The 25061-nt window shown below is 65.0% G+C and carries 22 protein-coding genes and 1 tRNA gene; 18 read left to right on the forward strand and 5 right to left on the reverse strand.

The features are described from left to right. Positions 1 to 12 precede the first annotated feature (12 nt). Positions 13 to 86 (forward strand) — tRNA-Pro (locus tag OG225_RS06085). Between the two features lie 85 nt (positions 87 to 171). On the opposite strand, the gene OG225_RS06090 is transcribed toward OG225_RS06085, so the two are convergent. The 3 genes from OG225_RS06090 to OG225_RS06100 all read right to left on the reverse strand — a co-directional run bounded on the left by OG225_RS06090 (position 172) and on the right by OG225_RS06100 (position 3376). Beyond that, a complete protein-coding gene (locus tag OG225_RS06090) occupies positions 172 to 1425 on the reverse strand; it encodes a hypothetical protein (RefSeq protein ID WP_405180758.1) in 1254 nt (417 codons plus the stop codon). 253 nt (positions 1426 to 1678) lie between these two features. Continuing rightward, complete coding sequence (locus OG225_RS06095) at positions 1679 to 1897, reverse strand: helix-turn-helix domain-containing protein (protein WP_405180759.1); 219 nt, start codon at positions 1895 to 1897, stop codon at positions 1679 to 1681. 1140 nt (positions 1898 to 3037) lie between these two features. Next, on the reverse strand, positions 3038 to 3376 hold the full coding sequence (locus tag OG225_RS06100; RefSeq protein WP_405180760.1) for a hypothetical protein: 339 nt from the start codon (positions 3374 to 3376) through the stop codon (positions 3038 to 3040). 413 nt (positions 3377 to 3789) lie between these two features. Here OG225_RS06100 and OG225_RS06105 point away from each other — a divergent pair, with 413 nt between their 5' ends. From OG225_RS06105 to OG225_RS06120, 4 genes are read left to right on the forward strand one after another with little or no spacing between them, the layout of a single operon-like run. After that, positions 3790 to 4122 (forward strand): WXG100 family type VII secretion target, encoded by a 333-nt coding sequence (locus tag OG225_RS06105; protein WP_405180761.1) that lies wholly within the window; start codon positions 3790 to 3792, stop codon positions 4120 to 4122. Positions 4123 to 4131: 9 nt separating this feature from the next. Further along, the gene (locus OG225_RS06110; protein WP_405180762.1) at positions 4132 to 4425 is read left to right on the forward strand and encodes a WXG100 family type VII secretion target; all 294 of its coding nucleotides are present in this window, start codon (positions 4132 to 4134) and stop codon (positions 4423 to 4425) included. Positions 4426 to 4456: 31 nt separating this feature from the next. Next, positions 4457 to 5926, forward strand: a complete 1470-nt coding sequence (locus OG225_RS06115; RefSeq protein WP_405180763.1) for a hypothetical protein — start codon at positions 4457 to 4459, stop codon at positions 5924 to 5926. Between the two features lie 17 nt (positions 5927 to 5943). Continuing rightward, positions 5944 to 6465, forward strand: a complete 522-nt coding sequence (locus OG225_RS06120; protein ID WP_405180764.1) for a hypothetical protein — start codon at positions 5944 to 5946, stop codon at positions 6463 to 6465. Between the two features lie 589 nt (positions 6466 to 7054). Here OG225_RS06120 and OG225_RS06125 read toward each other — a convergent pair. Then, on the reverse strand, positions 7055 to 9784 hold the full coding sequence (locus tag OG225_RS06125; protein WP_405180765.1) for an ATP-binding protein: 2730 nt from the start codon (positions 9782 to 9784) through the stop codon (positions 7055 to 7057). 614 nt (positions 9785 to 10398) lie between these two features. Here OG225_RS06125 and OG225_RS06130 point away from each other — a divergent pair. Further along, positions 10399 to 11289, forward strand: coding sequence for an alpha/beta hydrolase (locus OG225_RS06130; RefSeq protein ID WP_405180766.1), 891 nt, complete (start codon positions 10399 to 10401; stop codon positions 11287 to 11289). A 781-nt stretch (positions 11290 to 12070) separates the two neighbouring features. Here OG225_RS06130 and OG225_RS06135 read toward each other — a convergent pair. Then, positions 12071 to 12862: a hypothetical protein gene (locus OG225_RS06135; protein WP_405180767.1), complete on the reverse strand. Its 792-nt coding sequence runs from the start codon at positions 12860 to 12862 to the stop codon at positions 12071 to 12073. Positions 12863 to 13637: 775 nt separating this feature from the next. On the opposite strand from OG225_RS06135, the gene OG225_RS06140 reads away from it, so the two are divergent. The 12 genes from OG225_RS06140 to OG225_RS06195 all read left to right on the forward strand — a co-directional run bounded on the left by OG225_RS06140 (position 13638) and on the right by OG225_RS06195 (position 24842). Beyond that, the gene (locus tag OG225_RS06140) at positions 13638 to 14435 is read left to right on the forward strand and encodes a hypothetical protein (protein WP_405180768.1); all 798 of its coding nucleotides are present in this window, start codon (positions 13638 to 13640) and stop codon (positions 14433 to 14435) included. Then, a complete protein-coding gene (locus OG225_RS06145; protein WP_405180769.1) occupies positions 14432 to 15670 on the forward strand; it encodes a cutinase family protein in 1239 nt (412 codons plus the stop codon). Before OG225_RS06140 ends, OG225_RS06145 begins: the two co-directional genes overlap by 4 nt. Then, positions 15667 to 16806, forward strand: coding sequence for a lipase family protein (locus tag OG225_RS06150; protein ID WP_405180770.1), 1140 nt, complete (start codon positions 15667 to 15669; stop codon positions 16804 to 16806). The genes OG225_RS06145 and OG225_RS06150 overlap by 4 nt, the downstream gene beginning before the upstream one ends. A gap of 63 nt (positions 16807 to 16869) precedes the next feature. Beyond that, positions 16870 to 18339 carry a cutinase family protein gene (locus tag OG225_RS06155; RefSeq protein WP_405180771.1) on the forward strand — a complete coding sequence of 490 codons (1470 nt, stop codon included), beginning with the start codon at positions 16870 to 16872 and terminating at the stop codon, positions 18337 to 18339. Positions 18340 to 18452: 113 nt separating this feature from the next. Further along, complete coding sequence (locus tag OG225_RS06160) at positions 18453 to 19160, forward strand: hypothetical protein (protein ID WP_405180772.1); 708 nt, start codon at positions 18453 to 18455, stop codon at positions 19158 to 19160. Positions 19161 to 19163: 3 nt separating this feature from the next. Then, positions 19164 to 19823 (forward strand): hypothetical protein, encoded by a 660-nt coding sequence (locus tag OG225_RS06165; protein WP_405180773.1) that lies wholly within the window; start codon positions 19164 to 19166, stop codon positions 19821 to 19823. Then, positions 19820 to 20116, forward strand: a complete 297-nt coding sequence (locus OG225_RS06170) for a hypothetical protein (protein WP_405180774.1) — start codon at positions 19820 to 19822, stop codon at positions 20114 to 20116. The genes OG225_RS06165 and OG225_RS06170 overlap by 4 nt, the downstream gene beginning before the upstream one ends. 2 nt (positions 20117 to 20118) lie before the next feature. Further along, the gene (locus tag OG225_RS06175) at positions 20119 to 20421 is read left to right on the forward strand and encodes a hypothetical protein (RefSeq protein ID WP_405180775.1); all 303 of its coding nucleotides are present in this window, start codon (positions 20119 to 20121) and stop codon (positions 20419 to 20421) included. Between the two features lie 20 nt (positions 20422 to 20441). Next, complete coding sequence (locus OG225_RS06180; protein WP_405180776.1) at positions 20442 to 21089, forward strand: hypothetical protein; 648 nt, start codon at positions 20442 to 20444, stop codon at positions 21087 to 21089. Between the two features lie 14 nt (positions 21090 to 21103). Then, positions 21104 to 21898: a hypothetical protein gene (locus OG225_RS06185; protein WP_405180777.1), complete on the forward strand. Its 795-nt coding sequence runs from the start codon at positions 21104 to 21106 to the stop codon at positions 21896 to 21898. Then, positions 21895 to 23373: a hypothetical protein gene (locus tag OG225_RS06190; protein ID WP_405180778.1), complete on the forward strand. Its 1479-nt coding sequence runs from the start codon at positions 21895 to 21897 to the stop codon at positions 23371 to 23373. The genes OG225_RS06185 and OG225_RS06190 overlap by 4 nt, the downstream gene beginning before the upstream one ends. Next, a complete protein-coding gene (locus OG225_RS06195; RefSeq protein WP_405180779.1) occupies positions 23370 to 24842 on the forward strand; it encodes an SCO6880 family protein in 1473 nt (490 codons plus the stop codon). Before OG225_RS06190 ends, OG225_RS06195 begins: the two co-directional genes overlap by 4 nt. Positions 24843 to 25061 lie beyond the last annotated feature (219 nt).

A 25061-nucleotide genomic window follows, 5' to 3' on the forward strand; every position in this document is an offset into this window, starting at 1 on the left:
GAGCGGGGGCAACGGGCTGTGGCGCAGCTTGGTAGCGCACCTGACTGGGGGTCAGGTGGTCGCAGGTTCAAATCCTGTCAGCCCGACAGTGTAAACCCCTTCCGACCAGCATCGGAAGGGGTTTTCTCGTTTCCGGAGAGACGTCGGAATTTGAGCGTTCTCACATAAATCTCACGTTTTCGTTCCCGGTCCGCGTGCCCAGGCTTCGAGGACGGCGCGGTTGTCGGGGACGGTTTCGGGCACGTCGATGTAGTGGGTCTTGGCGACCTCGCGGGTGTTGCCGAGTTGTCGGGCGGCGCGTTCGGGGTTGTCGTAGGCGTGGTCGACGGCGGTGGCTACGCCTTTGCGGAAGGTGCGTGGGGTGACCCAGGCGAAGTCCTCGCCACGTGCCGCGCGCCAGATGCGGCCGAAGTTGTTGGGGTTACGTACCGATCCGTTGCGTGCGGGGAAGAGCAGTCGGTCCGGGTTCGGGCCCGCGGTGACCTCGAGGTCCTTGATGGCTTCGCGGAGGGCTTGGACGGTGTGTTCGGGCAACAGGATCCGTCGCCACCCGTTCTCGGACTTCGGTGCGGGTTTACGCACCCAGCCTCCGGCGCCGGAGCCCTTGACTTCCACCAAGGTTCCGGTGACGTCGAGGTAGGGGTCGTTGGCGTCGAGGTCGATGTCGTCGAGCAGGAGCGCGAAGACTTCGTGGGGGCGCATTCCGGTGCCGGTGATCACGTCGACCACCCAGACCACGGTCCAGTCCCGGGTGGGTCCGCTGGTGTGGGCGGGGGTGCCCGGGATCTCCTCGCCTCGTGCCCACGCCCGTACCTGTGCCCGGAACGCGGGTAACGCGGCGTGGTCCTGGATCTTGCCGCGTGCGGGAACTCGGCGTCGGGTGAAGGCGGCGACGCCGTCGATGGGGTTGGTGTCGAGGACGCCGTGTCGGACCGCGATCTGCATCATCGCGCGCAGGATGATCTTGTGCTGCTTGGCTTTGCGTCGCAGGCCGAGGGAGACGAGGTGTTTGAGGTGTCGGTCGAGTTCGCCGGGGGTGGCCTGCCAGATCTGCAGGTGCCCGATCGAGTTCTCGATCTTGATCGTGGCCTTGTTGGCACGTCGGTCGGTGGAGACGTAGATCTCGCGCCGGTAGTCCTCGATATTGCCCGCGGTGTAGGCGTCGTCGCCGGCGAGTTCGACGAGTAGTTCCTTGGCCAACGCGATCAGCTTGGTGTTGCGCGTGATCTGATCCCGACCGAGCTGCTCGCGGAAGTCACGCATGGCCTCGGCCAACCGGTTTCGGGCGTCGTCGGCGCTGACGCCCATGCGCTCGAGTTGCTGCGCCCCACCCGAACCGTAGTAGCGGACCGTAGTTCTCCAGCGCCCGTTGCGCTGCTTCTTCGGCTTGGTCGGAACCCCGAATGTCCCAACCGGCTTGGGCAACCTACCGCTCATCACACCCTCTCCGATATCAATGATTGCCAACAGTTCACGAGCAGCGATCACATCCAGTAGTTACGTCGCGATGAGCCGTCATGTCGATGCGCTCAGGAGTCGACTCGCACAAGAATCTTGAGCAGGCCACGGGGGACGCCACAAGAGCCAAAAAGTAGCTGAAAAGTAGCCAATCGATTGATTCTTAGGAGCTATTCCGGCCACTGCTGTCGTAGGTGAGGTTGTGGCTCGCCCGGATCGGTCAGTCGCGTCTGACCGATCCGGTGCCTGTTCCGCCGCCGTGGTCGAGTTGTTCTTGTTCCCAGGCCAGGAGGTCGCTGAGTCGGTAGCGGCGATACCTGCCCATGCGGGCGAATCGCGGGCCGCGCCCGGCACTGGCCCATGCGGCCAGGGTCTTCGGCGGGATCTGCAACCGTTGCGCGACATCCGAGGTGCTCAGCCAGACTTCCTCACCCGCCATGGGGGGCGCGATCGTGAGGGATGTCGGGAGCGCTTGGTCTCGACGAGAACGCTGGTTGTGCTGGAAGTATTTGCGGCATGAGAAATACCTCTCTCGGCTTTCATGACGCATCTCGCACTCCACACCATTGAACACCAAGATCGGCGGTCCCCGCCAGGTGCGCCACAGGCTCGTCCTTTGGCACGCGGGTGCGCGCCTTTCTCGACGGCGGCGTGGCAGTCGGTCATTTGCGTTGTGGCGCACCTACAATGGCCGGGCTGAGCGGCTGTGGCGGCACTGCTCAGTGATCAGGGGAAGCGGGCCGCCCGGACCTCTGATTACCGGGCGGCCCGGCTCATTCGCGGCGAGGCCGCGCGTCGATACCTCGACAAGGTCGCTGTCAGGTGTGCGTTCTACGCGCTGGTGAGCGACCCATGTTCGGGAAACATCCGCCGTAGCACCTGGCAGGGGATTCGGAATGGTGCTTCGGGCCGGGCGTGCGTCCCGGTCCGAAGCACCATATTCTGCACAGATCTCTCGCTCCGGCACAAATTCGTTTGTTCGGCCGTCGGGTGTTCGTGTGAAACCCATTGGAGCCGATCGATTGTCCATGGAGGTGGTATAAGATCTTTTAGCGGAACTGTTCGGCGGTTGCCTGCGGAAATGTGGCGCACGGGTGGTCTTTCGAGCTACGTCGGCACGGAAACGTTGATCAGGCCGTGTCCCGGGGGTTCGCATGATTGCTCGCGCTCGGGAGGTGGCGGGTGGTCCGGGGTGTCGGGCGGAAGACGGGTCTGGACGGGGTTTGGGGGTTGTTGTTGTGTGATGGAGTGGTGGTCGCCGGTGAGGGCGGCGACGGCGGCGACTTCTTCGATGGACGCGCGGATGTAGGTGAGGGTGGTGGCGTCGTGTCCGGTGGGTTCGGCGTGTGCGGCGAAGGCTCGGGCGGTGCCGTATCCGAAGTTGCGTTCGACCCAGGTGAGTGTGGTGTAGCGGAGCCAGTGGGGCGATATATGTTGGGTGGCGACCCAATGGAGGGCGTGCGCGAGCCGCTTCCACAGATAGTCGTAGCGGCGGCGGATGATGGGCCTGCCGGGTGATATGGCAGGAGTTGCTTGCTCGGATCAGGGCCGCGGTCGCGGTGTCGGGTGAGTCTGGTCATCAATGTGGGGGAGACGGGCTGCCAGTGCAGGGTTCCGTCTTTGCCTGACAGTCGGATCGAGCATTGGTTGGGATCGGATCCCGTCCGCGCAGTGTGAGCGCGCTCGCGGTGCGGCAGGTGGTTTCGAGGTGGATACGCAGGACGAGGGTGTCGAGGTCCGGGTCGTCTCCTGTGGTGGCGGCGACGTGGTTGATCTGGGTGAGTTGGTGTGCCGACGGGGCACGGCGTGTGCCGGGTAGCCTGCGGGGTTTGTCGAGGTGCACGGAGGGGGCGGTGGAGGTGTCGAGGTGGTGGTCCTGGACGGCGAAGCGGTACAGGTAGCGGATCGCCGAGACCATGTGCTCCGCGGCGGACCGCCCCCGCGGCTGTTGCGGCGTATGACCGCGTTGAGTGCGGTGGCCTCAACGACCTGTTGTAGTTCCAGCGCTGTGGTTTCGTCGAGTGCGTGATCCGGCCATAGGGTCGCGAGTTGATTCCAGTAGGGCCGGTGGGTCCTTCTGGATCCGTCACCGACCGCGGCAGAGACTCGGGGTATGTATTTCGAGAAGGTCGGTTTGTGCCACGTCTCGACACCGTCCGGGCCTGACTCGACAGAGGTGTGGGAATACACACGCTGGCGGCCGTGGTGAGTTCGCTGCCGTGGTCATCTCGTCGCGTGCTGGTCCCCGTTTCTCACGTGTCGAGTCCCGGTAGTATTCCGACTCGACCCGGGGAGGGCCGCCTTGCGTCAGCGGCCATCACGGTCTGAGCTATGGGGGACAAGATGTCGAGTGACGATCTGCTAGTGGACGGTGCGGCGATCATTGCCGCTACTAACTCACTGACCGGGATAAACCAATCGTTGGAGAGCGGGCTGCGTTCGGTCGCGGCCGACATCGAGCAACTGTTACAAGGCGGTTGGATCGGCGAGGCCGCCGACAGCTTCCGCACCTTGTACCAAGAAGGCCGAGCCAATTTCGAGCAGTTGATGACCGAAGGATCCTCGATCATGGCCGCGGTACCGACCGTGGTCGATACCCTCACCAAGTCAGACAACACCCATGCGGGCGATATGCGTACCGTCCAGAGTTCGCTCGACCTGTAGGGGTGTGGGGTGAGCCAGGATGGTTATGCCGTCGACTTGGAGATGCTGGAGACGACCGAGCGACGGTTGGAGGGGTTCGTCGGGTTCGCGAGGGATCAACTGCTCGCCGCAGAGAAGCTGATCGGCTCGACACCAGAGCGGTGGACCGGATCAGCAGCAGACGCCTACCGCGCGAGGCATTCGGACTGGGCAAAGCAAGCTTCGACCGCGATCGAAGCTCTGGACCAGATCCGTACCCGGTTGACGAACGCGCGCACCGCCTATCAGGCGTCGCTGGACGCGAATAACCAGATGTTCGGCTGATGCGCCCAGCACCAGCCGATTAGGGGGACCTATGCCGACCGCATATTACAACTGGTTCAATTTCTTCGAGTTCGCCGCAGCGGCCGATACAGCCTCAGGCAAAATACGCGAGGCGATCGACACCCACGCAGCCGATATCGAATACACTGCCTCGGGCATGGCCGGCGCTGATGAAAAAGTCGGCCAGGTATGGGGCAAAGAATGGGATACGGCGTTCAACCGCTTTCTGCCGGCAGCTTGTCAACTGGCCGACGCCTACGGTGCAATCAGCAATCGAGCCTACTATGCCGGCGTCAATCAAATGTATGCGGAGTGGGTTGCCAACGGACGGACTGGTGCGGTACCACAGCCACCGACCAGCCCGCCTCAAAATGCGGACCAGCGGCAGCCTTATGGAAATATGCCGACTTCGATCGGAGCTACAGGTGATCCGCTGATCAGCAGTATTTCCGGTTTGGTCGAGCAAATCGGAATTCCTTTGCCGACCGGCAACGACGAGAAGTTGAAGAAGGTCGGCACGGCGCTCAAGTCGCTCGCGACGGTAATCCAAGAGCAGACCGACGCGGTGCGGAAGCACGGGCATGAACCCGGTTCGCGAGATTCTGAAGATGCCCACAAGTTGTATGACGAGTACGTCGAGGGGGTCCTCGGCCCTTCAGGGATGCTTGCCTCGGATGCGAACACTCTCGCTTCGGCTTCTACCACATTCGGTGAGCAGATCGTCAGTCAACGCGAAGGCATGAAGAACGAGTGTTACCAGTTCCTGGCCGAAGCGGGCGTCACGATCGCGATCGGTCTTGCAGGCACAGTTGTCACGGTTGGTGGGTCCGATGTTGCCGCCGGCGTTATCACGGCGACCCGGGTTACCGCTTGCGCGAATCGGATTCGAACGACAATCGAACTGCTCATCACAGTGGTTCGGCTCGCACGGTCGACGTTCGCCCTTGTCAAGCTGTCCAATACAGCCATCCAGATGATGACCAAGACCATCCAGAAACCGGTCGTCAAGGTCGATATCGATCGCGATTCCGGCGAACGGAAGCTGACGATTACCTTCCCGAAGTGGAAACAGGAGGCATGGGAACGCTACCTCGCGACCTGTCATCTACGGCCAGGTGGATGTAAGACAATGGAGGAGTGGAGCCGCTTATACGACCAACTAATGGAGAATACAGGCAACGGATCCGAGTGGGACAACGAGGTAAAGGAGCTTCTCGGGTACTCCGAAGAAAATGGATACAAGGCCCAGAAGCATGTGGAGGGTGTCGATGGTCGACGGTACGATTTCGTGCACTACGATGAAAATGGCCTGCCTGACGAGTTGATCGAGAACAAGAGTGGCCGACTGGACCGTGAGCAGTTGACCAAAGACGAGGCCGCGCTCGAAGACGGTTACAAAGTGACCTATAATCTACAGAAAGAGCTTTCGCCGAGCGACCAGGCAGCTCTTGCCAGGCTGAAGTCTATTTACGGCGACCAGTTGACAATAAACCAGTTCTGACGTTGTAGGAGAACAACATGGGAAGCAGTTCGACGAGAAGCGTTCGCGAGAGCCCTGAGTTCAGGAACCTTCAGCAAGACTCCAAATTTCGCAGCTGGCTACTGATGCAGGAAGCCGCGATAGAAATCGAGTTCACCGTATTCGAAGTGCCATCATTGAGCGGTATCGAGTTCACGCGAGAGGGCCTTGTCGCGGCCGAGCAGGAAATACTCGTCCGTTACGCCGATTCTAATCCGTTTTCTGAAGAGAATTACAAACTCGGCACTAGATTTTTGTATTTCATAGGAGAGACCTTTCGTCGAAACTTCGAGGGAACTTGGGTGGCACTTCCGCCTGAGGAACCGAAGGGCATCCCCGCGACCGTCGTTGATGTCGAGTTCAAGTCAACCTTTTTCAACCCAGGCCACCAGATTGGTTTTGTCCTACAACGTCGAACTGGTAAGGAACTCACGCAGATCTACGATCGCGCATTGGCCCGGTACACGCAATGGGTCGACCTGGGCCGTCCCGCGCGAGGGACGTGGGACGGTTATCTGTAAGCAATCAGTTCAGAATGAGTGCACGGAGGCAGGTAGCCGTGCATGCGAGGGTCAGCGGACATCGTGTTGAACAGCGTCGCCGAACGACGGCTATTTTCGATAGTTTCACCCGCTCGGATTCACCGACCGCAACAACATCTGTGAGAAGAGTTTTGAGCGGACGTGTCTGCATGTCCGAGCATGCGAAGGGATTGGTGGCGATGCGGCCGTCGACTGGTCCGTGTTGATGGCACAGCAGCGGACATGGACCTTGCCGACCATGAGATAGATAGCAAAGACGGCCGAAAGACGCGCGTAGCGATTCGCAATGCGGCTGCACGCCGACTTCGCGCTGGGGGCCCGCACTGGCTGGCATTGAAAATAGGGCACGGACACTTCCTTGCTGTCCAAGCCGCTGATCCATTCACTTCAATAGAACCTGATCTTCGTCCCGTGCGCCCCCCGATGCGGGTGATGCCGTCGATGCTGAGGCGCTCGCTGCCGGAGGACTTCGAGCGGAAGCCGCCACACCGATGCGAGTAGGAGTGGCTCGGATCCAGGTCGCTGTCATTCCGGTATATGGCTCGCTAACCGTACGTTTCGAGTACTTTTATGTCTCGATGACCGTTTCGGCAGTGCTCTCCTGTTGGAGGTGCTGCAGCTGGGCCATGTAGGTCGTGGCGCGTTCCTTTTCGGCTGCTCCAATGCGGGTGTACATCGCGGTTGCGTCTCGCAGTTCGTCGATGGCGTGGGCTGGGGATCCCCGCTGGACCCAGCACCGCGCCAGTCCTTCCCTGGCGCGAGCCTCCTCCAAGGGGCTTTGCATCTCGCGAGCTAGTTCGAGCGCCTGCTGGTGGAACTGTTGTCCTTTGGTTGGTTCGCGAATCTGGGTCATCAACGTACCCAGATCGTTGAGGGTTTCCGCTTCGCCTTCGCGGCTGCCGATCTGGCGGTAGATGCTCAGTGCACGTTCGAACAACTCGGTGGCGGATTGGGTGTTGGTACTGGTGGCGGCTTGTGCCCGAGCGATTCCGGCTAGCGCTTGGGCTTCTCCGGCGAGGTTGCCGATTCGCCGGTAGATGTCGAGGGCACGGGTGTGGAGTTCGCTAGCGTGGTCGTGATCGCCGATCTGGTGGTGTGTGCAGGCGATCTCGTGGAGTGCGTTCGCTTCGCCGTGGTGGTGGGCGAGGTCGCGATAGATATCGAGTGCATGGGTTTGCAGGTCGGTGGCGGTGGTGTAGTCGCCGATCTGGCGGTGTGTTCGGGCGAGGTCGTGTAAGGCGCTTGCCTCGCCGAGCCGTTCGCGCAGGGCGCGATACATTCGCAGAGCTTGGGTGTGCAGTTCGATGGCCCTGGGGTAGTCCCCGAGACGATGGCTGGTTAGGCCTAGCCCATGAAGCGCCCCCGCGTGGCCGATGTGGTTTTCCAGGTCGCGATAGATCGTCAATGCTTGGGCGTGAAGCTGGTGGGCAGTCTGATAGTTGCCGATTTGTCCCTCGATCCGACCGAGGTCATCGAGAGCGTTGGCCTCGCCGAGCCGTTCACCGATTCGCCGGAAAATTGTGAGTGCTTGCTGATGCAGGTCGGCGGCGCCTGCGAGGTCGCCGAGTCGCCACAGTGCCCAGCCGAGACTGCCGAGCGCGTCGGCGGTGCCCAGTCGGTGATCGATTCCGCGAAAGATCGTCAGGGCTTGTTGGGACAGTTCGGCGGTGGAGGAGTAGTCACCGAGCAATTGGCGCAGATCTGCCAAGGCGAGTAATGAACTGGCCTCGCCGATGCGGTCGCCGATCTGGTGAGCAGCGGCTGTGGCTTGTTGATGGAGCGATATCGCATGTGGCCGCGGTACTTGGGATCGGAGAAAACTGGAAATCGCGTATGTCAAGCCGACCGTTTGGGCGCGGCGATCGGTGTTGACCGCGAAGTCGATGCAGGCCAGAAGATTGAGTCGTTCGCTCTGCAACCACGTCAACGCTGCTGTCGAATCCGGAAACCCGGGTGACTCCGATGGCGGGGACTCGAGATTCAGGACTACCCGGTGGGATGACCGTGTCAGGTATTGGTTGGCTGTGTGAGCGGTGAATTGGAAGTAACTGAGTAGTCGGTCGATCGGCCGGGCGCTGTGGTCTTCGGATTCGGCGCGAGCGAGGGTGCGGGCGTATTCCCGAAGAAGGTCGTGCATGCGGTATCGCCCCGGGGATGTTTCCTCGATCAGATTGTCGGTGTAGAGGGAGTCGAGTTCACTTCGCGCGCTGTCGAGGGTGATGTCATCGAGGGCGGTAACGGCGTAGGCGTCGATATCGCGTCCTGGGTGTAGGCCCAGACGCCGGAACAGCCGTTGCCGATGGGGTGGCAGATTGCGGTAGGACATGTCGAACGCGGCGTGCACTGCCCGCGGTCCGGCAGCGAGTTCGCTGAGGCGGTTCTGGGTGGTCGCGAACTCGGTCGCCAAGATGCTGATCGACCACTTCGGGTGATGGGCGAGGCGGCCGGCCAGCAGCACGATCGCCAGTGGAAGGTATCCGCACAGGCGCACGATCTGCTCGACCGCAGCATCCTCGCCCGTTCCCGGTACTCGCCGCGACAGCATCCAGAACAACTCGGCAGCACCTGTGGGATCGAGAATGTCGACGGCCAACGGCACAGCGGCGTCGAGTGCGACCAATCTGCTGCGGCTGGTAATCAGAGTCAGGCAACCCTGCCCAGAAGGGAGTAGCGGCTCTACCTGGGCGTGGTCGGCAGCATCATCGAGCACCAACAGAATTCGGTGGGTCGCCGTGTAATCACGCCACATCGTGCGACGACTGGCCAGGGTATCGGGAAGCTGCTGAGGATCAACTCCGATGTCGGTCAGCAGGTCGGCGAGAACATCAGCGGGATCAGTGAAAGCCTTGCCGGGTGTATGTGCGTGCAGATCGACGAAGAACTGGCCATCGGGAAACCGCTCGGCCAGACGATAGGACGCATGGATGACCAACGCGGTTTTACCTACGCCAGCCATCCCGTCAACGGTGTGAATCGACATCACCCGACCACCGCCGGTCTGCCCGAGCAAGGCGTCCAACTCCTCACTGCGGCCAATCAGATCTGGGACATCGCGAGGCAAACCCGCGACCACCGGAACTAACGAAGGCAGATGCTGCCCCTGACCGTGGATGCCCGATGGAACAGGTACCCTCACAAAGCTGGATGCACCAGCGGCACGACGGCTGATCAGGGAAAATGTTTCGAGCCACCTGCTGACCTGAAGGCCAGGCACCCCGCAGGCGTGTACGGCGACACGCAGACGCTCAGCGGTGATGTAGCGGCCCTTGACCATGTCGCCGATCACGGTGCGCGTCAATCTAACTCGTGGCGACGCGCCAGGTACGGTCCGTGCGGTAGCGCTCTCCAATGCTCGGATCGAAAGCCCTGCGTGGTCCATCGCTTGACGTAGAAGTGCACCGAGTTGCTGAAGATTCTCAGCGTGATCGAGATCGACGTCGCGGACCGGGCCCGGACGCGGTATCGCCATCGGTTGCCCTCCACCAGTGTCCGCCGCTGTCCGAGATCTGTCCCGGACATCCGAAAGACATTGATAATAACCGGGTTTCACGGGCCAAAACGAACCGGATCGTCCGGAGTCCTTTTGGACAAACCCTCACCTCTGATCTGCTCGATCCACGCGATGCAGCAGCGTCGCCTCAGAAGTAGGGGGAGAGTATGTGGGCCGAGATCGGCAAAACCATTCGTCGGGCAATTTCAGATTGGGGTGCCACTGCCCGGCTTACGGTATGCATTGTAGTGATCACGCTCGCAACGGTGGCCATCATCTGGACCAGCGCGTTGCCCTGAGCTGCGGTGGGCAGATCCTGCCGGCAATGGGTGTGACCAGCGATGTCTGCGATTGATGCGACAGAAGCAAGTTCAGGCCGTACGTTGCAAGGTGCAGGGAGTTCTTGGGAAGGGGATCCGGATATGCGTGTTGATGTCGAGTTCTCAAGTGGGGCAACGATACTTCGAGGATGGCTGTACCGGCCCGAGGATGTCTCGGGTCCGGTTCCGCTTGTGGTGATGACTCATGGTTTCGCCGGGGTCAAGGAGTGGGTGGTCCCGTTCGCGGAAGTATTCAGTAAGGCCGGTCTGGCATGTCTGGTCTATGACCATCCGGGATTCGGCACTTCCGAGGGGGAGCCGCGGTTCGAGGTCGATCCGCCCGCGCAGATCGAGGGTTACCGCGACGCGATCACTTTCGCGCAATCCCTGGACGGTATCGATCCGACCCGTATCGGTGTTTGGGGTACGAGCTTTTCCGGTGGTCATGTTCTGGTGGTCGCGGCGACCGATCGGCGGGTGCGCGCGGTGGTCTCGCAGGTGCCGACCACCAACGGGTGGGCCAACTTCTGTAGCTTGGTCCCCAGCGTCGTCCATCCCTTGATGCACGCGGCGATCGCCGCGGATCGGCACGCGCGCGCGGCGGGGAAACCGGCGTTGACGATCAAAGCGGCGTCGGATGATCCGACCGAGATGGTCGCGATGCCGGGCCTGGAGGCGTATCAGTGGTTGATGGACAACGGGCCGCAGGTGCCGACCTGGCGTAACGAGGTCACCGTGTCGAGTATCGACAAGTTCCAGAGCTATGCGCCGGAATCGTTCGTGCGTCGGGTCTCTCCGACACCGCTGTTGATGATCGTCGCGGACCAGGACACCCTGGCGCCCGCCGATATCGCGTTGGCGAGCTACGCCGAAGCGTTGGAACCCAAACAGTTGGAGTTGATTTCGGGTCCGCACTTCGCGGTGTATGAGGACAAGTTCGAGCGAGCCTCCAGCACCGCACGCGACTTCCTCGTCACCGCACTGAACACATAGAACGCCGGACTGCCCCTCTGTCAGATCCGACGCACCCTCAAGTTTGTGGGCGGACTGGCGACTGCGGCTGGTCTTTTTGCGGCGGCGTGCGGTGGTGTCGTGCCGTACGCCGCCGTGGTGACCGCGTGGAATCCGGAGGCGTCGCAGCGGTTGCTGATCGGCGTCGGCCTACCGAAGTCGCTGGTCGTCGAGTGAGTTCCAGCGCCGCGGCGATGTCACCGGCGGTGAGGAACCAGGTCCGACCGGCTCTGTGGCCGGGCAGGCGGCCGGCCTTCAGCACCTCTTCGTACCAACGGCGTGATTTGTGCAGTGCGCGGGCAACATCGGGGCTTGAGTAGGTCGTTGTCGTCTCGGGCAACGCGGATGCGGCCGAACCGGAGGAGGGTGACGAATCCGTCGAACCGGTGGTCATCGCGGTCATCCCCCGCCGCGGTGCGGTAGCCGACTGTCGGGCGACTGCCGCTTCGACCACGCCGCTGATGGCCGAACACCGATGGTCCGCGCGCTGCGTGTACCGAGGCCAATCGATACACCTTCTCGATTGCGTATGGATCCGACTCCGGCTATCGAATGTGAATATCTTGTATTGTGCGAGCAAATTCGATCTATTGCGAGAACGAAGGGATGCTGGCGACGCCATTGTCCTGATGGGGTTAGGCGCCGTGATCGAGGCTGTGGGTTTGCTGAACGTCGGGTGCAGCTAGCCGACGCAATAACCACGATTGAGGTTGGTCACTGATTTCGTGTGCCGATCGCGCTTCCTGGATGTCGTGTGGGGTGGTTAGCGGGGGGTGAATGGTGGGCCGGAGTATGGTTTTGCTATCGCTGTGACCAAATGCACAGTCCCTGATTCGTCCATCGGGGCGATGCTGAGGCGGTAGGAGGTCAGTGTGCCGGTGGCCGGATCGCGGTGGTGCAGTAGATCGTCGGTGTGGCGGCCGTAGTTGACGTCGATGCTGGCGGCCCATAGTCGGCGATAGTCGGGGCGGGACTGGAGATGTGCGATGAGTTCGCGGGCTTGGGCGGAGTGGCGGAACAGTCCCAGCATTGCCTTGTCGTAGGCGACGTTGTGGGCGGCTTCGCGTTCCCATTGCACGAAGACCTCTTTCGCGATGGCGCTGAAGAGCCATCGTGCGATCGAGTGGGTTTCCTCGATCCCGGGCAGTGCTGCGAGCCAGGTTTCGTTGCAGGCCAATATGTTCCAGAACGGGTCGACGTACGCCGCGAGTGTGCGTCGTTCTTCCAGGTCGTCGAGGTGTTTGATCCAGTCGTCGTGGCCGCGCACCTGCTGGCACAGCTTGTCCGATGTCGGTAGGAGCAGCGCCGGAGCGCGGAGTTCGTGCAGATGCCGAGTGAGTAACGGTCCGACCTTGTACCCCTCGAGCATCTTGGAAATTGTCTCGAGTTTCGGCTTCTTCGCGTCGGACTCGATCGAGAACAGATACCCCGAACTGATGCCGTGCAGATTGGCTGCGGTGTGGCGTGTGTGGTCCTGATCTTCCCTGATCAGGCGGAGCGTGGTCCCGAACGTCGGGATCCCCGGCGTCGGTACGAGTTTGGGATTCCGGCGCATGCCGGGTTCCCCCTTCCCTGGGTCTTCCCCTGACGGGGCAAGCGAAGATAAGATCGAGTGTTGCCCCCAAGATTTGTGTGTTTCCGTCTTACCAGAGCGGGTAGGGCGCGGCAACACCTCCGGCGATCAGGTAATCGGACGATGTTGCTGCCGAGCTTCGTGAACACTCGCGTTCTCGAAGGAGCCCACCGGAGTGCAGGGAATCGTCTGATTACTCGAGGTGAAGATTTTGTGGTGAATCAGCTGGCAAACTGCCTGCGTACGGGTTAGAAACTCAGTGCCTACTTTTTCGTTAATGAAAAAGTAGGCAACGAAACCCCTGGTGCTTCGGTGGTTTTCGCGGTTTGGTTGAAAGCGCAAGACCGAACCGATCGAGAGGACACCACGATGGACCCGTATCTGATTCTGGGGTGGGTGAACGCCGGATTGTCCGTGATTTCCAACGGATTGTCCGTGGCGGCACAGGCATTGACGCTGATCCTGCCCTTCATCTGATCATGTGACGCATCTCGCATGAAAAGCGGCCTCCCAGTAGCGATCCCGCGCTGAGAGGCCGCATCGTGACACCGAACCACCTGCGCGCGCTCGCGCCATAAATCCGTCGTTCTTTCACCTTCACAGCGAAGGGCTATTTGGCATGCCTGAATTCCTTATACCACCCACCAACACGGCCGCCGTTCCGTACCGAAGAATGCGCTCGTCGACACGGAATCGCCCGTGCGGTGCCATTGTCAGAGGCCGTCGAGTCGCGCTCATCACCGCGGTCCCGGTCGCGATGATCCTTGCCGCCGCCGCGACCGCGACCGCCGCCGAGCCCCCGTCGGCCATCGCCGATCAGCCCGGCGTCACCGGCCCTGCCCAGCCCGGCACCACCGCCCCGCCACCCCCACCGGCTCCGGCGCCCGCGCCCGAACCGGCTGCGCCCGAACCGGAACCGCCGCTGGTCTACTACTCCCAGCCCCCCGAAGTCCGCAACGATGCCCCCTCGCGCCCCGCTCCGCCGCCGGAGGCTCCGGTCGAACCGATCCGGATCGAGGACCTGCACCTGCCCGAACCGGTCGAGCCGGTCGCGCCGATCGAGGCACCGGAGAACACGATCCGGGTCGGTCAATGGCAGGCCCCGCGCCCGGAATGGCTGTCTCCGGAATACGCGGACGTGATCAACGAGACCGCTGCCGGGCTGGAGGCCCAGGTCGCCACCGCACTGGACTCCGTCGGCATCCCCGCCGGGCGCTCGGACCGAGTGTCCGGGGCGACGTTGGCCGGTGCCGGAATCGGCGGCGCGGCAGGAGCGGTCGTCGTGGGCGCGCCGGCCGCTGTCGCGGGTGCCGTGGTCGGTGCGCTGGTCGGCGGCACCATCGGCGGTATCGCGGGCGCGGCCCTGGGCACGGTAGTTCCGGTCCCGGTCATCGGCACGGTGACCTCCGGTGTCGCCGGGACCGCGCTCGGCGGTGCGGCCGGTGCGGCGGCGGGTGCGCTCGTGGCCGGTGTCCCGGTCGCCGTGGTCGGTGCGGTCGCGGCGGGGACAGTCGGTGCGGGCTTCGGAGCCGGAGTCGGGGTGGGCCAGCCGTGACCCTCACCTCCACGACCAGCGCCCGCCGATTAGCCGCCACCCTGGCAGCTGCGGCGATCTGTTCGACCGTGGCAGCCACGACCGGTGCCGCCCCTGCCGGGGCAGTGCCGATCGGCCCCGGCTGCCCGGCCCTCTACATCCTCGGAGTCCAAGGCACCGGTCAGTCCTCACCGACCGCAGACCCGCTCGCCGATACCGGAGTCGTGGGTGCACTGTTGGCGCCCGTGCTCTCGGCGGCTCCCGGGCTGGTGCAACGTTCCTACATCCCCTACGGCGCAGGGTTCGGCGGTGTCGTGCCCGGTGGCGGTCCGGACCCGTACACGGTGTCGGTGACCGACGCCCGTAACCAGCTCGACGCCGCCGCCACCCAGATCGCCGACGCCTGCCCCGACACTCTCGTCGCCGGTGTCGGCTACTCGCAAGGCGCGCAGGCCATGTCGGACTTCGCCGCCGACATCGGCGCGGGCGTGGGGCCGATCGGTGCGGACAGGATCGCGGGGATCGCGTTGTACGCCAACCCCGACCGCGCTCTCGGTGCGCCGGTGATCCCCGGGAGACCGGGACAACTCGTCCCCGATCCGGCACCGGGCACCAGCGGTGCTGCCGTGTCCCAGGTCGCGATCACCAACCCGCCCGCCGGCGGCGCAGGTATCGCCGGGGCGATCGGCTACGGCGATCTGACCGGCCGGGTCGCCGACATCTGCACCGAGGGTGACCTGGCCTGCTCGGCACCGGACCGCGCCGCGTTCCTACGGGTGGGGGCGGAGATCGCCGCCCAAGCCGACCTGCGAAACCCGATCGCCGCTCTGGGCACCCTCAACGGACTCTTGCACGCTGCCCTCGGCGACGCCTGGATGACGGTGCTGCTGGGAGACTTCGCCGTCGGCGGCGGCAATGTCGACTACCTCCCGCAGGAGGGGCTCGCGGCTCGGCTGGTCGAGGCCGCCGACCCCCGCACTCCGGTCCCCGACGGCGATGCCGCGGCGGGCCGGTGGGACGAGATCGTCGCCACCGTCGCCGCGAACCCGATCGTGCTGTTGCCCAAACTCGCTGGTCAGCTCACCGCTGCTTGGGGGCAACTCCTGGCCGACAACGTCGACCTGGTCAACCCGGCAGTGCTGTTGCGCTACGCCGACACCGTCGCCCGCCACAACGGCTACGCCACATCCGGGCAACTCGGTTCCGGGATCGCCTGGATGGTCGCCTTGGCCCACGACATCGCCGGGAGCCGATGATGAACGACACCGCTACCGATGACGAGTTCTATCGGGCACCCGACGTCGACGCCTACTCACTGCCCGGAAAGCTGCTGCGCCGCCGCAGCGTCCCTACTCCGAGTCTGCCCGGCGCGCACCGGGCGTGGCAATTGGTCTACGCCACGCGCACTTCCCGGAAAGCGCCGATTCCCGCCTCCGGAATCGTGATCGCCGCCGGCCCGATCAGCACCACCGACAAGGCTCCGATCCTGCTGTACTGCCCGGTCTTCCGCGGACTCGGCGGCGCCGCAGCCGCCTCGCAACTACTGACACGTGACGAATCCGAACCGGAGACAGAGTTCATCTCCAGCGCGCTGGAACGGGGATGGACGGTGGCTGTGCCCGACGGGCAGGGGATGGGGTTGAGGGGGCTCGGTGCACACCCTTTCCTGGCGGGGCGCGCCGCCGCGCACGCCGTTCTCGACCTGGCTCGTGCCACACTGCGGCTACCGGAGATGCTCGCCGCCGAAGCCCCCTGCGCGGCATGGGGATACGCCGACGGCGGTCGCGCCGCGGTATGGGCTGCTGAACTTCAACCCGACTACGCCCCCGAACTCGACCTGCGCGGCATCGCCGCAGGAGCGGTGATCGCTGACCCGGGCAGCCTCGCCGCGGACGTGGACGGCGGGCCACTGGCGGGTCTGACCCTGGCCGGGCTGATCGGACTCGCCCGCGCCTACACCCACCTGCCGGTCGAGCACCTGATCACCGCCGAGGGGCGCCGCGCGATCGAGCAAGCCCAGACCATGACCGCCGCCGAGGTCATCACGACGTTCGAACAGACACCCCTGGGCGCGTGGTGTGAACGGCCCGACCCCTGGAACGACCCGCTCTGGCGCTACGTACTTGCCAACGAGACCGCCGGGCACGGCACACCACACGCGCGGGTTCATCTCTACCACGGCACCCAAGACATGCTCGTCCCCGTCGCGATGGGACGTGGCCTGTTCGCCGAATACCGCACTCGCGGAGTGGATCTGAGCTGGCGCGAATACAACACCGGACACGCCCAGACTGCAATCGACGGCGCCCGAGAAGCGATATCCCGGCTCGCGAGCTACCTGCGCTCACCCCGGTTGACCCGACCGCCCTTCACCGACCCCCTGACCAACTGAGTAGCGCGCCCGCACTAGCGCTTCCCCTGATGCGGGCGGGCGCCCGAAACGAGGTGAATACCGATGCGTACCAACAAGACCCGCCACTGTACCGTCACCGCCGTCCTGGCGATGCTGAGCATTCTCACCGGCGCCGGTATCGCCGGTGCCGAACCGACCACGCCCGTGAGCGGAGACTGTCCACGTCTGCACGTGTTGGGTGTCCAGGGTGCCGAGGAAGGCACCACCGCGGCCACGGCAGCCAGTGACAGCGGAACGCTGGGCAAACTGTTCGGCTCCGTCACCGGGGTGGCCGGAGATCTAGTGCGGCGAACCTACATTCCCTTCGGCACGGCACGCGACGGCGCGGCACTGGCGTTCGACACCGCAGTCATCGACGCCGCGCAACAGTTGGAGGAGGCGGCGGTCGAGGTGGTGACACGCTGCCCGAACACACGTATCGCCGTCGCCGGGTATGCACACGGAGCGGCCTCGGCCTCGGAGTTCGCTGCCTGGGTCGGTGCGGGCTCATCCGCAGTCCGCCCGGACCAAGTCGCCGCTGTTGCGCTACTGGCCAACCCCGAACGTCGCTCCGGCAGCCCGGTGCTGCCCGGCCACGCGGACTCCACGACCCCGTCACCGGTGCCGGGAACAGGCGGTGACCAGGTCACGAAGATCCAATTGGTGAATCCGGCGCTGACCGGCGCCGGAATCACCGCCGGATCGGCACCGACGACCAGCTACGGGGCACTGACCGGCCGCGTCGCCGATCTGTGCGTGGCCGCCGACGCGACCTGCAACACCACCCCCGGCGGCCCGTTGGCGACCGCGGTCACCAACATCGCCGGTCGCACCGACCTGCGCGACCCGATCGCGGCGATGTCGACCCTGGCCGACGCACTGTCGACGACGGTGTTCCGAACCGCCGTGGATGTGGTGAACGAGGACATCAGCGGCACCAGCCTCGACCAGCTGTCCTACCAGCCCGCCACTCCCATCGCGACGCGCCTGGCCCAAGCCTCTCAAGCGGGCACCGTCGTTCCGACACCGGACGAGGCGCTCTCGGCGTTGTTCAAGATCGGCACGATCGGGCTCAACGCTGTGATCACGGTCGCTCGCACGGTGATCACCCCGGCAGCCGTGGCCGAACTGGCGACCGTCGGCATGGCCGACCCGCTCGCTGCGGTCGCGGTACTGGGCACCAAACTCGCGGCCGCCGTCGTCGAACTCGTCCCGCCACAGACAGCCAACCGCTGGGTCAACGAAGCCTTCACCGCTATCACCACCGCGGTCACCGAACCCAGCGAGCTCTACACCCTGGCCGGGACCGCCCGCTACAGCGACACCGCCGGCCGCCACAACTCCTACCAAACCGTACCCACCACACAATCCGGCGAATCCGCAGTCGCCGCCACCGCGCACTGGTTCACCGCCGCCGCCCGCGACCTGAGCACAGCACCAGCGTCGCCCGCACCGAGCCGGACAGCGACCCCGCTGCCCAGCATCACCGCCACGCCACCGGCGAGTTCGATCCCAGCTACGCCCGGTCCCTGAGACCCCTTCGGGCGGAGGCCGATCAGGGCCGTACCCAACAGGCCGCTGATCCCGTTCCGGCGAGCCGCCCGAAGGGCCCACCAACCCAACTCTGCTGAAAGGAGGTGACACCCATGAACCCCACCACTCACACCGACCACGACCACGGCATCGGATGGCTGAGCCAACACACCGAACCAGTTGCACTGCAACCGACCACCGACGAGCCCCACACCGACAGCGAATGGCAGTGGCTGCACGACCAACCCACCGCTGCGGATCGAACATCTCCAAGGCAGGTCGAGATCCACAACTCCCGCACAGGTCGGACCCGGGTCTGGGTGTGCCTGACCATCGCTCTCGCTGCGGCCCTAGTCATGGTCGGATTCGGCATCAGGTCGGTGACCGAGCCACCCGCTGCGCCGACCGCGATCCCGACGATTACGACCGCACCACCGGCCACCACAGCCCCCGCGGTAGGAGCGTGCGCAGGATTGTCCGGGGCGACCATCACCGACGGAACAGCCGATCCGCACACCGTGACCGGGGTGATCGCCGCATTCGACTACGCCTACTACCGGCAACGTGACGCCGCCACAGCGCTCGGCCTGGTGTCGGCCGAAGCAGGGTTGATACTCGAATCCCTCGCTGCCGGTATCGCTTCGATCCCCGAAGGGACCACGCACTGCGTCGCGATCACCCCGATCGGGCCGACCGCCGCGCAGGTGCACCTGGTCGAGGCGCGCCCCGACGGCCAACGACTCGACTACCTGCAATTGATCAATGCCCGCCCCGACGGTCCCGACCGCATGGTCATCACCAACTTTCAGAAGCAGGGCTGACCGATGGCCGCCCCTCTTCGCCTGCACGCCGACCAGCGTGTCGAACGCCGCGCGAACCGCCTCGACCCCGAGACCGTCGAAGTCCCGACCAGGACCGCGCCGGTGCGCGAGGCGCCGCTGCCGACCTCCGGCAAATATCCACCGCTGTTCGCGGTGATGGGGGCCCACGGTGGCGCGGGGACCTCCACCCTCGCCCGCTGGTGGGCGCCTGCCGCTGATACCGGCTCGGCCTGGCCCGCCTCCACGGCCACCACGCAACGGGTGATCGTCGCCGCCCGATTGTGTATACCCGGAATGGCCGCCGCGGCCGAGCGTCTGCGGGAATGGCACGCGGGACTCGCTCCCGACGGTGTCACGGTGATCGGGCTCGCGTTGACCGCGGCACGGCCGGGAAAGGTTCCCGTGGCGGTGCGCCGCTACCGCAGCGTGATCGCCGAGCTGGTCGAGGCGGTCTACGAGATCGGCTGGCACGACGAACTCGTGGTCACCGAACTGGTCGACCTCGCTCAGTACACACCCTTCGATCCTGCCCCGGCCCGCCGCGTGCGACTGCGTGAGGCCGTCCCCGCTGACGTGCACTCTGCCGGGCACCAGATCATCACCCGACTCGCAGCCGACCGTGGACCGGTTGCCGCACAGCAGAATTCGGAGACAACCTCATGAGCACCGTCGCGGCGCTCGGCGCGGCGGTGACCGTGCTGGCCCAAGATATCAAGGTCACACCCACCGTGCCTCCCGGGGCGCCCCAGTTGCTGAACCTGGTCAACTATCTGTCCTGGATCGTCATGCTCGCCGGGATCGCCGCGCTGATCTACGCGGGCGGAAAATTCGGGTGGGAACGCTTCCACGGCGGCGCGATCGAATCCCCCAAGATCATCCTCGGCGCCCTGGTCGGCGGGATCATCGCCACCGGCGCCGGGGGAATCATGAACGCCGTCGTTACCGGCGGTACATAGCGATGCGTCCGCTCACCGACCCGCCGACCACCACCGGCCTCGGCGCTGGGCCTGACCGGGAGACCGTGGTCGACGCCGCCAAACAACTTCCCACGCAGGTCCTTTCGCCTCTGACCCAACTGTTGGGTTACCTCGCCTGGTGCGTGCTGCTGCTGTGCATAGCCCGCGCGGTCTGGGTCGGCGGGCTCCTCGCGATCCGCGCCTACCGCGAGGAAAGCATCGAAGGACTCATCGGCGCCCTGCTCGGTGCGGCGCTGCTCGGCTCGGCCAGTTCGCTGGCCCTGGCTGTCCTGCCCTCCACCTGATGTCGAGGAGACGACCGACTGTGAATCCCGACCGCATCCACCGCTGGGGCGTGCTCGCCGTGATCGCGTTCACCGGCCCCATCGCCGCCGCGGCCCTGCTCGGCTGCGGCACCGACACCCCCAACCAGCACCACACCACGACAACGGTCGGCGCCGCCCGCACACCACCCACCGGCCTCCGATGGTGGCCCTTCCAAGGCGTGGACCTGCCGGTGACCAACCAGGGACCACGCACGGTCGAATGGGCAGTCGCCTCGGGATTCGATCGCTCGCCCGCCGGTGCCGCGGTCGCCGCGATCCAGGCGACAGTGCGGACCTCGATCGCCACCGATGCTCAATGGCCCCAGATCGGCGCCCGCATGCTCGCCCCCGGACCCGCTCGAGACGCGTGGGCCGTCGCCCGTGCACAGATCTCGATCACCGCCCCCATCCTCGACGGCGCACCGAAAATCCTGGGCTACGTCGTGAGCCGATACACCCTCGACGCCAGCGAAGTCGACATCTACAGCCTGCACCCGGACAACTCACTGACCCGCAACCACACCACCGTGCTGTGGCAACACGACGACTGGCGACTCGCTCTACCCGACACCGTCAGCGCGACCGCGCCGCCGGTGACTGCTGTCGCGGTGACACCGCCGGACCTCGTCGTACTCACGCCGCGCTGAAAGGACTCAGCCACATGCGTTCCTATCGGCCCTTGTTCATCGCCTTCGTCGCGATCACCGCTGTCGTTGTGGCCGTGTTCGTGCTGACCATCACCCGCGACTCCGACCACGAGCAGACCGCGCCCAGCACCCCCGCGGCATCTCCGGCTGCGGTGAAGCCGAGTCCGTCCGAATCAGTGTTGCCGCCGGGCACGGATCTGTTCGGCAACCGCCTCGAGGTTCCCGGCATCGAATCCGGAATCGCGGTACCGCAGATGATTGCCGGTCGGCCGGACCCGGGCAGTCCCGACTATCTGAGCACTCCGCCCGCTGGTTTGCGCTGGCAGCGCGGATGGAGTGGCGCGGCGATGCCGATCTCGAGCAGCGACGGGCCCACCACGATCCGTGACGGCATCGCGACCGGATTCGCCCGCACCCCACAAGGCGCGGCCCTGGCCGCCGCCGATGCCCTGGCTCGCGCGCTCGCCGCACCAGAACCGGTGTGGCAGCAGGTGGTGCGCGACCGCTACTACGGCGGCGGAACCCCACTGCTGGACCGGTTCGCCCGCTCCCGCGAACGCACTCGCGACGCAGGCCGCTACGTTGTGGTCCCCGACGGCGTCCGTGTCCGTCCCGGCTACCGCGACGACCTCGCCGTGGTCGAGTTCGCCGCCCGTGACGATCTCGGGTACCGGGTCGCGACCTGGCCGATGGCCTGGATCGAGGGTGACTGGCGCGTCCGCGTGCCCGCCGACATCGAAACCCTCTGGGGACCAGGTACTTACGTCACGAACCTCGCAGGATTCGGCTCGTGGAAGACCGTGTCATGACAACTACGGTCTACGCGTTCCCGGCTAATGGTCTCGGGCGAGAGCAACTGGTGCCGAATGTCTGTGATGTTCCGCTGGGCCCGCAGCAGGCGTGTGAACAACTCGGACAAGCCGCGCAAGACGCGGCGGGTTCGGTGATCGACGAGCTCAGCGACACGATGGCCGAGGGGTTCGCATTCCTGTTGCGGCTCGCGATCGGCTGGTGGACGGATCTGCCCGCGCCTGAGCTCACTGCGGCCGGAGGAGAACCTGGTCCAGCGCTGATGGTTATTCGGGACTACAGCGGTGGGCTGCAAGTGCTGTTGCTCACGACCGGGATCATATTCGCTGCCGCGCGTCTGGCGTTGGCCAAACGCGGAGGGGTCGCGGGAGAAGCGCAAGAGAGCTTCCTGATGCTCGCTCGCGCCGTGTTCGCGTCAATGGTCTTCGCCGCAGTGATCACTTTGGGTACTCGCGCGGGCGATCAGTTCGCCGACTGGGTGATCTTCGATGCCAGCCGCGGTGACCTGACCGGAGCTGTCGACCGCGTCACTCAAATAGACAGCTCGACAGTCGGTCTGGGGTCGGGCCTGCTGTTGGTGGTCGCGCTGCTCGGGGTGATCAGCACACTGGTCCAACTCGTGATGCTGGTGATCCGCCAAGCCCTGCTGATCCTCGTGGTCGCGGTGATCCCGCTCGCCGCTGCGGCGTCGGGGACCGGCCCGGGGTCGCAGGCATACAAGAAACTTCTGTCCTGGTCGTTGGCGTTCGTGCTCTACAAACCCGTCGGCGCACTCGTCTATGCGATCGCGTTCACCGTCATCGGCACCGAGAAACAGACCGATCCACAGCAGATCCTGCTCGGACTGATCCTGCTGGTGATGGCCGTGGTCGTGCTACCCGCACTGGTGCGCCTGGTCGCTCCGGCGGTCGCCACCCTCGGCGGCGGCGGTGGAGCCACCGCCGTCATGGCCGGTGGTCTCGCCGGCGTCGCGATGGGCTCAGCGGGGGAGGGCGGCGGCGCCCGCAAGGTCAGCGAAGGCGAAAACGCCCCCGGCGGCACGGGCACCGGAGGCGGCGGCGGTGGAGGAGGCGGCGGCGGGAGCGGTCCACCTCCTGGCGGGGGTGGCCGTCCGATGAGCGGAGGCAGCGGCGCATCCGACGGAGGTTCGCCAGGAAGCCGCAGCTCGAGCCCCGACAGCGGGGGCGGCAATAGCGGCAGTAGCAGCACCAGTGGCGGAACTGCCAGGTCCAGTGCGGCAGCGGACAAGACCTCGGAAGGCTCCGGCGCTGCTCCGGGCTCCGGTAGTGAGGCCGGTGGCGCTTCCGGTGCTGCTGCTGCTGGTGGTGGTGTGGCCGGTGCGGCGATGATGGCCACCCAAGCAGTCAAAGACACTGGTACACAAGCTATTTCCTCTTTTGAGGCCCAGACCGCCGATGCGGCTGAAGGTGGCTGGAACGCGGATTCGCTGAGCCCGGGGGAGGTGCGGCGATGACCGCGCGCATGTATGGGCGGTGGGAACGGCCGCGTTCGGCGGGGTTCTTCGGGTTGACGTGGGGTGTGTCGATGCTCGGGCTGGGGTTGGTGATCGTGGTGATGGCCGGGTTCATGCTCACCCGCTCCCTGACCACCGCCCTCGGGTCGATCGTGGCCGCCGCCGCGGTGTTCACCCCATTGGCGATCACCGTCAACGGCCGCACCGGGTGGGAACTGGCGCTGCTGCGTGTCCAGTTCGCTGCCGCGCGGTCTCGTGGCGAGCATCTGTATCGCTCGGGCCGGTTCTCCCGCATACCGGGTATCGCGAAACTTCCTGGTTTGTTGGCGGATTCGCGGCTCAGTGAGTACGAGACCGCGGGTGGTCGCCGTTTCGGGATGCTGCATATCCGCCGCTCGGATCACTACACGGTCGTGTTGCGGGTGATCCCGCGCGGCAAGGAATTGGTCGATCAGTCCCAGATCGATGCGTGGGTGGAGGGTTACGGGCAGTTCCTGGCCACCCAGAGCCGTGGTGGGGAAGTGGTCGCGGTGACCGCGGTACTGGACAACGTCGTCGAAACCCGCCTCAAACAATCCCGCGAAGTCACCCGCCTCGTCCGTCCGGACGCACCGTCGTTCGCGCGGGCGGTGATGGCCGAGGCTGCCGCCGATATCGGTGGGGTGGGGGTGCGGATCGAGGCGCGGATCGCGATCACCTACCGCGCGATCGGCAAAGGCCGCGTGCGCCGCGACGAAGCCGAACAAGCCCGCGAGATCGGGCAACGCCTCCAAGGAGTCCTGTCCCAACTCGCGCGCGCCGGCCTGCCCGCCACCCCGCTGCAAGCCTGGGAAGTCTTGGCGTTGGTCCGCACCCGCTACGACCTGGCCTCCCAGCGGGATGTGGAAGCCGCTGGCGCGCAGTTGGTGCGGACGCAGTCCTGGGATTCGGTCGGCCCGATCGCCCACGTGGACGGCTGGGATCACTATTTGCACGACGGCGCGCGCTCGATCACCTGGGAAATGGACGCCGCTCCCCGGGGTGCGGTCATGGAAACCGTCCTGGAAGAACTCCTGCGCCCCCGCGCGGATGTCCCTCGTAAACGGGTCGCGATCGTCTACCGCCTGCACTCGGCCGCCGAGGCGACTTCGTTGGTCGATTCCGACTTCCGCGATGCGGTCGCCGCGGAGCAGACCGAGCGCGGTATCGCCAGTGCGTCGGCGCGGATCCGGGTCGGCAACACCCAGGCCGCTCGGGAGGAGCAGGCGCGTGGTGCGGGGTTGACCAGGTTCGGGGTGTTGGTGACGGTGACCGATCACCTCGACGGGGATTTGCCGGGGATCGAGGCGTCGGTCAAGGCGATGAGCGCGGCGTCGCGGCTGTCGGTGCGCCGCTGCTATGGCTCCCAGGGTGCCGCGTTCGCCGCGAGCTTGGGTATCGGGCTGGTCCTGCCCGAGCACACCTCCATCTCCAAGCGGGTGACCTTGTGAACGGGTTCACCGAAACTGAAGCGTTTCCGGGGGGAACCCGAGTACCCGCGGTGGCATTGGGGTGCGGGGGCCTCGGGTCGGTGTGGACACAAGGGGGTGCGGGGGCCGATCGGTTATCTGCAACATCACACGCCCTTCGTGGACGTCGAACAGGGCTTTTCCTGCATACGAAACGGGATGGAGCTCCCTGGCACCGATCAAGAAATCCAGCTCGGACTT

This window comes from Nocardia sp. NBC_01377 (assembly GCF_045040005.1).
In the GTDB taxonomy this organism is placed as follows: domain Bacteria; phylum Actinomycetota; class Actinomycetes; order Mycobacteriales; family Mycobacteriaceae; genus Nocardia; species Nocardia noduli.